The sequence below is a fragment of the Oscillospiraceae bacterium genome (assembly GCA_035353335.1).
GTDB lineage: Bacteria > Bacillota > Clostridia > Oscillospirales > JAKOTC01 > DAOPZJ01.
Map to the genome: position 1 here is coordinate 1 of DAOPZJ010000029.1, position 14,465 is coordinate 14,465.

Genomic DNA, 14,465 nt, shown 5'->3' on the forward strand with positions numbered 1-14,465 from the left:
TAATTTCGCGGACGAAGTCGCCGGCATGATTAAGTAAAAGCATAAATTCCGATATCCCCCGGTAAAAACCGGGGGATATCTTTATGTTGTGGTGGTCCGACTATACAGCTACAAGATCTTGTTTACATTTTCTAAAAATGGTATGATTTTATAGGTTTTTATCATTCAATTTTCGGTAAAGCATAAAAAAAGAATCGTATAATGGCAAATATCACTTGAAATGGTTAAATTTATAGTTTATAATGGTCTTCACACAACCGAAAAGGTTTTGCCAAACAATTTGAAGGGGGAATTATATGATTGTAGGTTTCATCGGAGTCGGAAATCTTGCGTCCTCGGTGATTTCCGGGATGAGAAAGAGCGATAGCTTTAAAAAGACAATGCTTTTTCTCTTCGATAACTACCCCGAAAAGGCAAAAGCCTTTCAAAATGAGTATACAATCGTCTGCTCTTCGGAGGCAGAGGTCATCGCCAATTCCGACTGCATCTTTATCGCCATCAAACCGGCGGATTTCGAAACCACTTTAAAAACAATCCGCGACACGGCAGAATTGACCGGCAAATTCTTTGTCAGCACCGCCGCCGCTGTGACGACAGAATATATTTCCTCTCGGTTAGGAGGTGCTCCGGTCGTCCGAACCATGCCGAACTTGCCGATTGCAAATGGCTTCGGTGCTACCGCCGTCTGCGGAGGGCAGGGGATTGATGATAAACAAATTCAGTTCGTCTGTGACATCTTCGGGGCAAGCGGCATCTGTGTAATCTTACCTGAAGAACAGATGAATAAAGTAATCGCCGTCAACGGCAGCAGTCCGGCATATGTTTACATATTCGTAAAAGCGATGGCCGACTGGGCTGTTTTAAACGGATTCGACGAAAAAGTCGCACGGCAGCTTGTTGCTCAGTCCTTCAAAGGTTCCGCTGAGATGATTTTAAAATCCGATACGTCGCTTGATGATTTGGTCAAAGCGGTTTGTTCCCCGGGCGGTACGACTACCGAAGCCGTCAAGGTTTTTAACGAAAGCGATTTTGGTGACGTTATCTCAAAGGCAATGGACGCTTGTACCGCCAAAGCCGAACTCCTGAAGAAATAATTCGAATACATGCTCTTTTTCGCGCATATATTGGACCAGCATGTCCAGCGAAAGGAGTTTGAAAATGAAAGATTTTTTTATCAGGTTTTCACACACACTGGGGTTGGACGAGCCGAGGATTCAAAGAAATTTCGGTATCTGCATTGCCGTTTTGGTAGGCGGAACGCTGATCGGCGCAATCGCTGCAGGAACACTTTATTCAGGCGAGGAAGGCGGCATTTCCGATATTTATAACGGTCTTTGCGCGCAATACGAGGCACCATCGTTCGGCGGACTTTTTGTCCGGTCCTTTCTCGTCTCATTGGCATATCTGTTCTTCTGCGGATTCTCTGCGACATTTGCATTCGGCACGATCGCCGCGAGCGCCGCATTATTTATCAGAGGTTTATCGAGTGGTTTGATTGCCGGTGCACTGTGTTGTTACCGACAGTTTAACGGTTTTACATTCTACATATTCGGTTTGCTTCCGGGATTTATCATCTCGGGAAGCGCGTTGCTTTATGCGGCATCTCTCGGCTTCGAGGGTTCAAAAATCTATTTCAATTCTCTTTTAAAGAACGGAAAAAAACGCGCCGGAAGTCAAATTCCGATATATGCGTATCCGTTATGCGTACTGGTCATTGCGGTCGGTTCGCTATTAGATGGGGTTATAGGGTTAGGGTTTTACAAATTACTTTAAAGGAATGTTGAAGATGCATGAAAGGTATTTGGAATACCTGAAAAGCGTCAAGAAAGTAAGACCCAATACTGCCTCCTGCTATTTGCATGATGTCGATCTTCTTGAACGCAAAACAAAGGATTTCGGAATCGAAAATTTCGATGACCTCGATGTCGAGACATTCGGGTTAATTGTGTCTTTACTCGAACACGATGGGCATTCTGCGGCTTCTGTGGAACGTTTTGTATGCGGAGTGAAGAATTTTTACGGTTTCCTCGTCTATGAAGGTATTTGTGCAGTAAACCCGCTTACAGGGTATAATATCGTGCATGAGCGAAAGAAGATGCCGGTCATTCTGACCGAATCGGAGGTCTCCAGAATTCTGCTCCAACCTGATACCGCCACTTTTAAGGGCATGCGAGACCGTGCGCTATTGGAACTCTCTTATGCTTCTGCGCTCAGAATCTCCGAATTACTCTCTTTGAATGTCGGAGATGTGAATATCTCAAAAGCGCAAATTTTTAGTAAGGATGGAAAGAAGCGCAGAAACGTCACGATCTACCCGTCTGCAGTAATATGTTTGAGCGAATACATCAGTGCATATTCCAAAATGCTTCATGCTCAACCGCCTCAAACCGCGCCGCTTTTCGTCAATCAACAATTGACACGTCTGACAAGACAGGGTTTTTGGAAAATTATCAAGGACTATTCCAAAGAAGCGGGAATTATGAAGGATGTGACTCCGTTGATGTTACGGCAGAGTTTTGCATTCCACCTGGTCGTAAAAGGCGCCGGAGAAGCGGATATTATGCGTCTGATGGATTACCGCAATTCCGCTTCCGCAAAAATTTACGCAATGAAATGATCGGAGTAATAATCAAATGGATTCAGATAAACGTGCGAAAATATTGGAACGAGAATTAAAAGAGCACGAAAAATTCAATAAAAAATACTATAGGGAAGGGGCACCCGAAAAGAAAAAACGCGCCTTCTTTGTTTTCTGGGAAATCATTTTCGAAAACCTCGGAAAGTTTTTCATGCTCAATATTTTTTACGGATTGATTTTTGTGCCGATCATTCTCTTGGGATTGTTGACAAATTTGATATTACAGCCAAACAGCGAATACAGTCAGTTTATCGGTAATATACCCTTGATGTTAGGCATTGTTTTGATTTTCGGCATCATTCTGGGACCTTTAACCGCTTCTTGCGTATATATCTACAGAAATTTAAAAACACGAAAATTTGTCTCTTTTTTTTCTGATTTTTTTAAACAATTCGCTTCAAATTTCAAACAGTCGTTTTTATTCGGTATTTTTGACGCAATTATTATCGCATCAATATTGTCGCTCTGGACAATTTTTCGCGGAATCTTATCAATCGGCGCTAACTTGATAACAACCATTATCCTATGCTTGATCGGATTATTTCTATTTATCTATTTTAGCATGCGCCCTTATATTTATCTGCAGATTGTCACTATCAATTTGAAAATTGCTCAGATCATGCGAAATGCCTTATTTTTTGCGGTGCTCGGCATTAAAGAAAACTTTTTGTCGCTCATACTTTCTGCCGTTGCGTTAGCTTTAGGCATACTCGGATTTATTTGGCCCTGGCTGCTTTTATTCTGGTTGATTTGCGGATTCTCACTTACAGGTTTCGTACAAATTTTTTGCGTATATAATGTTTTCCATCATCATCTGATCTGTCCCGAAGAAGCACGAGCCGAAAAAGATGCAGAATTGGATTCGATCGACTTTACAGATCAAAAGGATATAGATGAAGCTAAAAAGGAAAAAAACGACGACTGTAATCAAAAAGGCAATTAAAATTGAAAATATCCCTTATTTCGTTTTTTCTTGGACATTTGCCAGCGGATTTGATTCAGCTGCATGTTTTAAGTCCCGGTTAACAATGTGTGTATAAATTTCGGTTGTCGCCAGGCTCTCATGTCCTAAGAGTTCCTGCAATACACGGATATCGACATTTCCGTGACGATACATCAGCGTCGCCGCAGTATGGCGGAGTTTATGCGCCGAAAAACCGCGACCTCCCAATCCGGCATTTTGAAAAAGCTTCGGAAGCATCCATTGAATGGTCTTTGGACTGATCCGGCGTTTTTGTTGGCTTAAAAACAAGGCATTTTGATCTTTTATGCCATCATACGGACGCACTTCCAGCCATTTTTCAAGCGCTTCGTCACAGGCGCGGTTCGTATAGACAATGCGTTCTTTATTTCCTTTGCCAAGTAACCTCAGCGTGTGATTTTGTGCGTTATAATCGTTTAAATTCAAATTAACAAGTTCAGAAAGGCGCATTCCGCAATTTAAAAACAGTGCAACAATGCAGTAATCCCGGACCGGATGTTTTGAATCGATGGATTCCAGCAATTTAATGCTTTCATCCAAATCCAGATATTTCGGAATCGCGCGGCGCTGTTTCGGAAAATCTAAATCTTTTGTCGGATTTTCGGTGATCTTATTTGCCTTTATATGTAAATAATTGTAAAACGACTTTAAACTTGAAACTTTTCTGGCCCTCGCCGCAGCCATATTATCACGTTCCGAAGCTACATACATCAGATAATCATAGCAGTCCTGAAGGGAGACTGACCGAATTAAATCAAGGTCAACAACAGAAATATCGACATCTTCGTAAGTGCAATCGAGATTATAAAGACGTTTACAGATAAAACGGAAAAATGTCCGAAGATCCAGGTAATACTCATCAACGGTCTTTTTAGATTTTCCGCGTATGGTCTGCATGTAGGTAAGATAACGCCGGATTTCAATCGGTATGGTTTCATCGTTTAAATTCATAAGTAAATTCACCTCATTTAAAACTAATAATAAAAGGCACGTTCCGGTTTGATTTTTGATAATGACTCAAGTGATAGCGGTAATCACTATAATATCATAACATATTTGATTTCCCTTGTCAATACAAAATCTTTATTTTGTATAATTATCTATATATTATTTTACAGCGCTTTAAATCAAATCCCCTTTTGAATGCTGGTAGAAATAAATTATTTTGTGAGAGCTTCACTCGGATTCAACAATTCAGCTTTATACGCTGGATATCCGCCGAATAAAATTCCTAGTAATACTGTAAGCACCAGATATAAACTGATTTTTCCAATTGAGATTTTAATAGGAATATGAAAATTATAAGATACGAACAGCATGGATGCAGCTGCCGCAATCGAACCCAAAATAAATCCGATCAGCATTAAAATCACGGATTCACCCAAAAACTCTAAAATGATGTCTCCCCTGCCGGCGCCGATTGCTTTTTTAATTCCGATTTCTCTTTTCCGTTCTTCGGCCGACATCAACATCGTCGTCATAATTCCGATACCGGCGACAAGCACGGAAATCATTCCGACTGATGATAAAATAACGGCGGTTATATCAGCTATTTTATTTAAATTATCTTTTTGTTTTGACAAATTCTCGATTTTAAGCATTGTATTATTATGGGATTCCGCATTTTCGATTCGTCTTAAAATCTCATATTTTGCTTTTTCAGCGTCTGCGCTCTCAGCCAAATTGACGGCGATTTGTGTATAACCGGTGACTCCGCTTATTCTTGAATACGTGTATTGCGGGAAAAAGATCATATTAGGCATATAGGATATAAAATTTTGCAAAATCCCACCGCCGGTTTTTACGATTCCGATAATCTCGAATTCATAATATTGCTTTCCCACTAAAATCTGCAGCGTTTTTCCTATACCTGATTTTCCTTGATATATGCTTTTTTCAAGTGCCTCATCAATTATACAGACGCTGCTGAACGTTCTGAAATCTGCGCTGTTAAAATACCTCCCCTGCACCGGTTCAATTGAAATCAATTCCTTGGCGTACTCATCTACCGCCCATGAAATGCATTTTTCGTTTTCATATCCCTTTACGGTTGTAAACGCCATTGTAACGGGAGCGGCTTCTTCAACTGCGTTTGATGCAGTTACTTTCTTCAGTATCTCTTCCGAAATAATCGAATTGTTGGGATTATAAATCAATAGCCCACCGATACCGCTCTTTTTAAGTTCGCTGTTAATTGCAGCAGAGCCCGAATCTCCGAAAAAAGAAAGAAACATCACCGAAAATACGCCGATCATAACGCTGACGATGCATAAGGCGCTTCGAATTTTCTTATTAAAAATGTTTCTGCACGACAAGAATAAAAGTTTTACATTCATAATCATTTTTCCCTGACACCGCATCCCACTTTCAACTCACCTTTTGATGAGAGTATCAGTCGGTCAATAGCGGTTATTCCGGATACAATTTCGATTCCGTCTTCAAATGCTCTTCCGGTTTTTACGGTTTTTTTAACCGCTTTTCCGTTTTCATTCACATAAACAAAATCGCCCTGATCGTTGAAATGCACAACTTCATAAGGAACGAATATAATATTTTCGGCGACGCCTTTCAATATTTCGGCTTTGACGAGGGAATTTATCACAAGCGAGTCATTTGCTCCTGACAATTCCAAGCTGACGTCAACTTTATTTGAAGTTACTGCATCAGTGCTGGCCATGGTCGCCCTTGCTGCGATCGAAATGACCGTCGCAGTATAAGTTTTATCCAATGCGCTGCCGCTGATTGTTGCTTTTTGCCCGATTTCAAGGCCATTTGCGTCCCGTTCGTCCACAAAGATTTCAGCGCATATAACAGATCGGTCCGACATGACGACCAAAGGAGAATACGGATTCGAATACTCGCCATTTTCCGCCGATAAACCGCTGATTATGCAATCATAAGCAGCATAAACCGTTTCCGGTATTTTATCTAGAGCTTCTCTAATGTTGCCGGTTATTTTTTTGGAATAGTCGATCATATTCGCGGTTTCTACCGATTTGCTTTCCTGAGTAATGATTCCTGCTGCGGCAATTTTTGCAGTGAGCTCCGTCGCCTTTAAATCGATTTTTAAAAGCGGATCCCCTGCCTTGACTTTATCGCCCACTTTAACATAGACCTGTTCAACTTTTACCGGAATGTCAAAGTAATAGCCTGTTCTTTTTCGCTCTTTTAAATAACCGAGACCCGTTGCAAATATGTTTTTATTTATCGTGGCAGGCGTAATGCATACCACCTTCAAATAAAGCTTTGAGGTAAAACTAAAATATGATATCAGTGTACATGCAAAAACCACTGTAAAAAGCAGTGCAATCCGTTTTCCGACTTTCATTCTTCCGGACAAAAATATCCCCCCATAACGGCTTTTTCGTATTCTTGCCCCGTCGTGAAAGAATATGTGATGATTTCAATTTTTTTCTCTGTTATGTTTTATCTCTCTCCGCAAATGCTGCCTTGAAAGCGGCACCGAGTGTAGAAGCCGGATAAAGAGTAAACGACTCGGGACAGTGCCCTTTCATCTGCGCATAGCATTTTGTCGGGAGAATACAGCTTTTAAAGCCGAGCTGCATCGCTTCCGCGATGCGTTGACCGACATTGCCGACCGAACGTATTTCACCGGCGAGACCGATTTCTCCGAAGGCGATCATATCCTCTTTCAGAGGTTTATCAAGTAATCCTGAGGCCAGTGCAAGACAAACCGCGAGATCTGAAGCAGGTTCGTCCATCCGGAGACCGCCGACTACGTTAAGGTATGTATCATAATCGCCGAACTTTAACCTCCAGCGTTTTTCAAGCACCGCGATCAGCATACAGCAACGATTATAATCAAAGCCTGAAACCATCCTGCGTGCGTTCCCGAAACCCGCTTGACTGACAAGCGCTTGGACTTCGCACAGAATCGGTCTTGAGCCTTCCATAAGACAGCCGATGCAGCTGCCGCTGACATGAGTAGGTCGGCCCGAGAGCAGCTCCGCAGAGGGATTCAGAACCTCCTCAAGCCCGGTATCGCGCATCTCAAACACGCCGATCTCATTGGTCGAGCCGTATCTGTTTTTAGCAGTCCTTAAAATTCGATAACTTAGATTTCGTTCACCTTCAAAATATAAAACCACGTCGACGATGTGTTCCATTACTTTCGGTCCTGCAATCGCACCGTCTTTGTTGACGTGCCCGACGAGAAATATCGGAATATTGCTCGTTTTGGCCATTCGCATCATCAGATTTGCACATTCGCGGACCTGTGTAATGCTCCCCACCGACGAAGAAATTTCGGGATGAGCCATAGTCTGGATGGAGTCAATGATGACCAAATCGGGTTTTTGTGCTTCAACTTGCTCAACGACCGCGCTGATATCGATCTCATTCATGATCAGTAATCCGCCGCAGTCGATCTTCAGACGATCCGCCCGAAGTTTGATCTGGTGCGCGGATTCCTCGCCGGAGACATATAAAATGTTGCAGCCGCTGCCTAAATTACCGCACATCTGAAGCAGAATCGTTGATTTTCCGATGCCGGGGTCTCCACCGATCAACACTAACGATCCGTTGACGATGCCGCCGCCCAAAACCCGGTCGAATTCCCGAATACCGGTACTTGTCCGCATTTGAACGTCCGATGTGATCTCTTGAAGACGAAGCGGTTTTGAGGCTGAGTGATTGGTCACTTTACTCATTTTTTCATTTTCGGATTCCAGGAGTTCCTCCGAAAGTGTGTTCCACTCGCCGCAGGAGGGACACTTTCCGATCCATTTTGAGGTTTCGTAACCGCATTGCTGACAGACATATACCATTTTCGTCTTCATTTTATGGCCGTCCTTTCGAAGATTTTCGATCTTTTATGATCTTTCGGATGAGATAATCCCGCCCGCTAAATAGGTGAGAATCCCGTTTGCAATGGCCTGCGCCATTTTTCGCTGATACTCCTCAGCCTTCAGAAGCGCTTCCTCTTTGGCATTTGATAAAAACCCGCATTCCACTAAAACCGCCGGACCTTTTGCGTAACTCATCAAATAGAGGTCCTTCCCTGCCTGTTTTAACTGCTTTTCATTTTCGGGCTGGAGTTCCTTAATCCATTTCTGAATGTTTTCAGCAAACGTTTTGCTTTTTGGATTTATCATGCCGTAATAAATCATGGTACCGTGAACATATCCGGCTGTAAAGCTGTTTTGGTGTACACTGATGATCAAGGCGTTGGGATTCGCGTTGATGATCGTAAGGCGGTTTCTCAAGTCGCTGGTCTTCTTTTGGCGAATCGTCACGGCATCTTCCGAATGGATAGAGATATCGGTGCTTCGGATCATCAGCACATTAAGACCTTCACCGGTGAGGAAATCCCTTAAATAAATCGATATATTGAGGTTGATCTCCTTTTCGATACCTCCGGTGACGCCGACTGCACCTCCGTCCACTCCGCCGTGGCCCGGATCGATGATCACATCGATTTTGCTCGGCGGCACAGACGCCCGCTCCGCACTTTCAGTGACACCGTATGTCAGGAATATCACAGCGGACAGCAAAACCGCTGCCCATTTATATGCCGCTTTTATCGTAAAACCGTTCATATCAAACCCCATCCCACCGCAAATCGGCGTAAAGAATCGGATGAAAAGCGCGTTTTTGTCCGGAGCTTTCTTTCCGATATACAGATTAAAGATATGAACAGCCCGTCTTTGGTATTACACCCGCTTTACTTTAAAGTATTTGACCGACCCATGGCATCAATTGATCATATTCGTTTGGTTTGTTGTCGTCAAGCCGTACCGCCGCAATGACCGGAAACCATTCAAGAATCTTTTCTTCCTCGATGTTTTGAAAGCGGCAATAGGTCTCAAGATAGACCTTTGAAACCTCATTGAAATAAAGCGCATACAGCATGTATGTATAGCAGACATCGGCATATTTGCAACCCGTCACCGCATTCAGCCAATCGATGATAAAATCTCCGCTCTCCGCACATATGATATTATATCCGTGAAAATCAAAATGACAGAGGCAGTTTCCACCCGGTAATCTATTTAACTTCACAATCAAACCGGACTTTTGCACTTCACTCAGCTTCCTTGTTCCGTTGATTTTATATCTGATTACATCCTTCAAATAAAGCGGGAGATTTACTTGCGCGGTATGGACGGTGTTTTGAAGATTTATTAACCGATCGATATAGGTTTGCAGTTTTCGGGTTCTTTAATCATCAAATCCAATAGTGTCTCCCCTTGGATATAGTCCATTTCCAAAATGGGTATCTCATCGTTACTGAGCACTTCATAGATTCTTGCGACCGGAAGACCGGCATCTTCGGCAACGGTGGTGACGGATGCCTCCCAAAAAGCATCTGTTTTGCGTTTTACCGAGCGAAACGCCTTATATGTAAAGCCGTCCTCCAGATAGATGTCCGCATGCGCACCTTTGCCGATTTGATGTGATAATTGCATCTAATTATCCTCTTTATTTTCAGTCTCGTCCTTGTAAATGCTTTTTTGAAGAATCGAAAAATTTTTCAAGCCAAGATAATAACTGAGTCCGCCGATTCCTACGATTACAATCGGAAGCATGCTGCCGGCCAGAAGAGCATTCCCTATCGTATGATAATCATAATTTAAAGTGATGAACAAAAACGGTGCATTGACTAAATGGAATATCAACCGTGCGGCTGCGTATTTTCCGTCGTTCGCCGCATTCAAGCAATTGAACATCAAAATGATATTTATAATGACATATGGAATGCTTACAGCTGCTGAAACGGCAAACCCGCGCAGCGGTTTTCGTTCTATTCGCTTAAAAAACACTTCATCCTTATCATGCACACCTACATTCCACATGCCTGTATAAAGCATATAAGCGAGCAGCGCCAGCGTCAAAACGCTAAGCAGACGTTGGTACCACTCAGCATCAAAGAAACTGAAAAATGTTCCGTACATAACGATACACAAAACAATGCCGAACAAAATCCGGAAAAGATAACGCAGAGCAATGCGAAAAAAAGAATCGTATTTCGTTCCGTTAATCATGTTATTTATCCCCTTTCCCTGCGATGTAAAATGTTCTCATCGGATCGTCGCTATTCACTTCCAGAAGAGATAATCCGGCTTTCTTAAGTGTGCTTTCCACCGTTTTCGGGTTGAACCAATACTCCCGGAAACTCTCGTTACAGCGGATATATTTGCCGTTTCCGACCGCTCTGAACAAATCCAGATGATGCCGAATCGAACGCTTCCCCGAAAGTTCCGACTGCCATACACAATATACCATATCCAAATCAAATACCGAGATGTTTTCGGGAAGCACTTTAAAAAACTTTTCCTCGGAAATGAGGTCAAAAATGAGCAGCCCGTTTCGGTTCAGAAACAAAGCCGCTCTTTGAAATGCGTGACAAAGCGATGCGGTATCGGCGAGGTGATTGAATCCGTCAAGAGCGCATACAATGGCGTCGACCGTGTCGTTAAGATCGAGCTCACGCATGTCCTGGTGCAAAAGCAATGCCTCGGGATAATCCGCCAGATTGAGCCGCGCCCGGGAAAGCATATTTTCATTGAAGTCGATGCCGGTCATATCGAAACCGCGTTTACAAAGTTCCGCAATCACTTTTCCGGTTCCGCAGCAAAGGTCGAGAACGGTTTTCGGATAGCAGCCATACTTCGAAAAGACGGATTCGTAATAATCGCATAAAGCCGGATAGTCGAAATCCATCATATCATCATAAAACTGTGCCAGTTCGTCGTACCCGTTCATGTTCATACATCCAAATGATATAAATCCTCGTAGGTCTCGCGTTTTACAACTATATGACTCTCACCGTCTTTGACAAAGACCACCGCGGGTCTCGGAACGCGATTATAATTCGACGCCATGGTATAATTATAAGCGCCGGTCGTCAGAACCGCTAAAATGTCGCCCGGAACCGGTTTTTGAATCTCCATGTCCTTGCCGATTAAATCACCTGATTCACAGCATCTGCCTGCCACAGCGGCGATATAATTCTTTTTCTCATTGGCTCTGTTTGCGATCAGGACGGTGTATATTGAGCCGTAGAGTGCATAGCGGGGGTTATCAGTCATTCCGCCGTCGACGGCTATATAGTTACGGATGTCTGCAATCTCCTTGACGCTTCCGACTGTGTAGAGCGTTGTTCCCGCTTCGCCGACGATGCTGCGGCCCGGTTCAACTGCAATCTCCGGCAATTCGAGTCCGAGTTTACCGCATTCATCCATAACGGCTTCTGAGACCATTTTGATTGTCTCTGAGAGCGGCATCGGAGTGTCGGAATCGGTATATTTGACGCCGAGACCGCCGCCGAGCGAAAGATGACGGATCGTTTTGCCGGTGGTTTCCTTCACGGTTTTCATAAATGTCAGCATGACCCGAGCCGAATCCATAAAAGGTTCCGCATCGAAAATCTGTGAGCCGATATGCGAATGCAATCCGATGAGTTCCAGATGAGCATAATTCGAGCAGACGTGCCGAATGGCTTCGAGCGCTTCTCCGTTCTCCAACGCAAGTCCGAATTTTGAATCGATCTGACCGGTTTTCATATAATCATGGGTATGCGCTTCGATACCAGGTTTGATGCGGAAAGAAACTCTTGTGATTTTGCCGAGTGAAGCGCTGATTTTATCAACACGTTCGAGCTCTGTGAGGTTATCGACAATGATGATTCCGACGCCGGATTTGACTGCCAAAACCAATTCGTCTTCGGTTTTATTATTGCCGTGGAAAAATGCCCGTTCAGCCGGAAATCCCACCGAAAGAGCGGTTGCGAGTTCCCCGCCGGACACTACGTCCGCACAGATGTCCTCGCGTTTGCAGATGCGATACATCTCTTTGCAGCAAAAGGCCTTGCTTGCATAACAAACGACGGCTTTTCCCCGGTAGTATTTCGAAAAATTATCTTTGTACGCTCTGATGGCGGAGAGAATCTTGTCCTCTTCCATGACATAGAGCGGCGTTTGATATTGGTCAGCGAGTTTGAGAGCCGAAATGCCTCCGAGGGTCAATTCTCCGGTTTGATTGACTTTGATATCCATGATTACCTCTTTTGATAAATTTAATTAAACAAGACAATGCCGAAATAGGTGACTGAATTTGCGCCATTTATATATTTGAATCCGTTCGGTTCTGCCATTTTTGCGACGAACATGCCACAGGATTCCATCGACGGTACCATTTTTTCAGGGAACCGGCAGGATGCGTCCGGATAGGTACATTTTTCGCAGATGGAGCAGCTTCCTGCACCGAACAGCAGAACTTTCTCGCCGGTTTTTTGCAACTGCTCATTGAAGGAACGCATTTTCTGCGTAAATTGATTGCCGATTTCCTGCATACCCTCAAAATCGTAGGAGTCCTCGATTTTACCGATGTAATTAAACATGACTGCGTGTGAAAAAGACAGGATTTTTTCTTTCCACTCGGCGATGGGGCCAATTCCCGGGGGGCATCCCCAGGTCTTACCATATCTGCCGCAGGCATTGACCTCACAATTTTTCCGAACTTCGTCTTCAAGGGCGATCGAATCAATCGGTATTTCCGAGATCTGATTCATCTCATAAGGGCTCAGAAGTTCTTTAATTTTATCAAAATTCATATTGGAATATCCTTTATTTTAAAATGATTTTATGAAAGATCTTTTTGCCTTTTTTAACGATGACATTGCTTTTTTCGAAAACGCTTAGCGGAATTCTTGTGGTAAATGATGTAATTTTATCGTCGTCAACACTGATGCCGCCCTGCTCGATCAACCTGCGTCCTTCTCCGCGTGACGGAGCAAGTTTGGATAGGGTCAGCAGCTTTAACACTTCAATGCCGTCAGCGTCGAAATCTTCCCTGGTAATCTCAGTGAAGGGCATATTTTCAAGGTCTCCGGTACCGCCGAACAAGGCCTTTGCGGCAGTCAGGCAACCATCAGCCGCCTCTTTGCCGTGGATCATTTTGGTGATCTCGTAAGCAAGTGTTTCTTTGACTGCGTTGAGCTCGCTTCCGGTAGCCTTTTCGTAGTCCGCGATTTGTTCAAGCGGAATAAAAGTCAACATCTTCATCGTTTTGATGACGTCCGCATCGTCGATGTTGCGCCAGTATTGGTAGAAATCGTACGGCGAGGTCTTGTTAGGATCCAGCCACACCGCGCCCTTTGCGGTTTTGCCCATCTTTTTGCCCTCTGCCGTTAACAGCAGATTGAAGGTCATTGCGTTTGCGTCCGTACCTTCGATGCGGCGTATGAGTTCGGTACCGCCGAGGATATTTGACCACTGGTCGTCGCCGCCGAACTCCATCGTACAGCCGTATTTACGGAACAACATCAGAAAGTCATAGCTCTGCATGGGCATATAGTTGAATTCGATGAAGGAAAGACCTTTTTCCATTCTCGATTTATAGCATTCGAACGTCAACATCCGGTTGACCGAAAAATGTGCACCGATTTCGCGCAGAAAGTCGATATAGTTGAGCTTGAGCAGCCAGTCGGCGTTGTTGACGAGAATCGCCTTGTTGGGCTTGTCGCTCGTAAAATCCAAAATCGCTGACATCTGGCCGACAAAACGGCTGCCGTTATATTCAATCTGCTCCTTCGTGAGCATCTGGCGCATGTCGCTGCGTCCGGAGGGGTCGCCGACCATGGCAGTCCCGCCGCCGATCAGCGCAATCGGTTTGTGCCCGGCTCTCTGCAGGCGCGCCATCGATACGATCGCAAGCAGATGGCCGATATGCAGACTGTCGGCAGTCGGATCAAAACCGATATAAAACGTCACGCATTCTTTTTCGAGCTTTTCGGAGATCAACTTCTCGTCCGTAGTCTGCGCAACAAGCTCTCTTGATTTTAATTCTTCAAAAAGTGTCATAACCGGACTCCTTCACAAAGGT

16 protein-coding genes are annotated in these 14,465 nt (G+C 44.0%); 4 read left to right on the forward strand and 12 right to left on the reverse strand.

The window, feature by feature from the left end:
• The first annotated feature begins 296 nt into the window (after positions 1-296).
• The 4 genes from proC (at position 297) to PKH29_07400 (ending at position 3,581) form a co-directional block, all read left to right on the forward strand.
• Positions 297-1,094 carry a pyrroline-5-carboxylate reductase gene (gene proC / locus PKH29_07385; protein ID HNX14661.1) on the forward strand — a complete coding sequence of 266 codons (798 nt, stop codon included), beginning with the start codon at positions 297-299 and terminating at the stop codon, positions 1,092-1,094.
• A 64-nt stretch (positions 1,095-1,158) separates the two neighbouring features.
• Positions 1,159-1,773: a hypothetical protein gene (locus tag PKH29_07390; GenBank protein ID HNX14662.1), complete on the forward strand. Its 615-nt coding sequence runs from the start codon at positions 1,159-1,161 to the stop codon at positions 1,771-1,773.
• 13 nt (positions 1,774-1,786) lie between these two features.
• Positions 1,787-2,617, forward strand: a complete 831-nt coding sequence (locus PKH29_07395) for a tyrosine-type recombinase/integrase (GenBank protein ID HNX14663.1) — start codon at positions 1,787-1,789, stop codon at positions 2,615-2,617.
• Between the two features lie 16 nt (positions 2,618-2,633).
• Positions 2,634-3,581 (forward strand): hypothetical protein, encoded by a 948-nt coding sequence (locus tag PKH29_07400; protein ID HNX14664.1) that lies wholly within the window; start codon positions 2,634-2,636, stop codon positions 3,579-3,581.
• Positions 3,582-3,596: 15 nt separating this feature from the next.
• Here the strand turns inward: PKH29_07400 and PKH29_07405 are convergent, their stop codons facing one another.
• The 12 genes from PKH29_07405 to tyrS form a co-directional block, all read right to left on the reverse strand.
• The gene (locus PKH29_07405; protein HNX14665.1) at positions 3,597-4,517 is read right to left on the reverse strand and encodes a tyrosine recombinase XerC; all 921 of its coding nucleotides are present in this window, start codon (positions 4,515-4,517) and stop codon (positions 3,597-3,599) included.
• Between the two features lie 263 nt (positions 4,518-4,780).
• Complete coding sequence (locus PKH29_07410) at positions 4,781-5,956, reverse strand: ABC transporter permease (protein ID HNX14666.1); 1,176 nt, start codon at positions 5,954-5,956, stop codon at positions 4,781-4,783.
• 2 nt (positions 5,957-5,958) lie between these two features.
• Positions 5,959-6,948, reverse strand: coding sequence for an HlyD family efflux transporter periplasmic adaptor subunit (locus PKH29_07415; protein HNX14667.1), 990 nt, complete (start codon positions 6,946-6,948; stop codon positions 5,959-5,961).
• A 91-nt stretch (positions 6,949-7,039) separates the two neighbouring features.
• On the reverse strand, positions 7,040-8,419 hold the full coding sequence (radA, locus tag PKH29_07420; GenBank protein ID HNX14668.1) for a DNA repair protein RadA: 1,380 nt from the start codon (positions 8,417-8,419) through the stop codon (positions 7,040-7,042).
• A 33-nt stretch (positions 8,420-8,452) separates the two neighbouring features.
• A complete protein-coding gene (locus PKH29_07425; protein ID HNX14669.1) occupies positions 8,453-9,178 on the reverse strand; it encodes an N-acetylmuramoyl-L-alanine amidase in 726 nt (241 codons plus the stop codon).
• A 130-nt stretch (positions 9,179-9,308) separates the two neighbouring features.
• The gene (locus PKH29_07430; protein HNX14670.1) at positions 9,309-9,662 is read right to left on the reverse strand and encodes a phosphotransferase; all 354 of its coding nucleotides are present in this window, start codon (positions 9,660-9,662) and stop codon (positions 9,309-9,311) included.
• Positions 9,663-9,763: 101 nt separating this feature from the next.
• A complete protein-coding gene (locus PKH29_07435) occupies positions 9,764-10,048 on the reverse strand; it encodes a hypothetical protein (protein ID HNX14671.1) in 285 nt (94 codons plus the stop codon).
• Positions 10,049-10,624, reverse strand: coding sequence for a hypothetical protein (locus PKH29_07440; GenBank protein ID HNX14672.1), 576 nt, complete (start codon positions 10,622-10,624; stop codon positions 10,049-10,051).
• A 1-nt stretch (position 10,625) separates the two neighbouring features.
• On the reverse strand, positions 10,626-11,345 hold the full coding sequence (locus tag PKH29_07445; GenBank protein HNX14673.1) for a class I SAM-dependent methyltransferase: 720 nt from the start codon (positions 11,343-11,345) through the stop codon (positions 10,626-10,628).
• A gap of 2 nt (positions 11,346-11,347) precedes the next feature.
• Positions 11,348-12,637, reverse strand: coding sequence for a diaminopimelate decarboxylase (lysA, locus tag PKH29_07450; GenBank protein HNX14674.1), 1,290 nt, complete (start codon positions 12,635-12,637; stop codon positions 11,348-11,350).
• A 20-nt stretch (positions 12,638-12,657) separates the two neighbouring features.
• Positions 12,658-13,194: a DUF2284 domain-containing protein gene (locus PKH29_07455; protein HNX14675.1), complete on the reverse strand. Its 537-nt coding sequence runs from the start codon at positions 13,192-13,194 to the stop codon at positions 12,658-12,660.
• A gap of 13 nt (positions 13,195-13,207) precedes the next feature.
• Positions 13,208-14,443 carry a tyrosine--tRNA ligase gene (gene tyrS / locus PKH29_07460; GenBank protein HNX14676.1) on the reverse strand — a complete coding sequence of 412 codons (1,236 nt, stop codon included), beginning with the start codon at positions 14,441-14,443 and terminating at the stop codon, positions 13,208-13,210.
• Positions 14,444-14,465 lie beyond the last annotated feature (22 nt).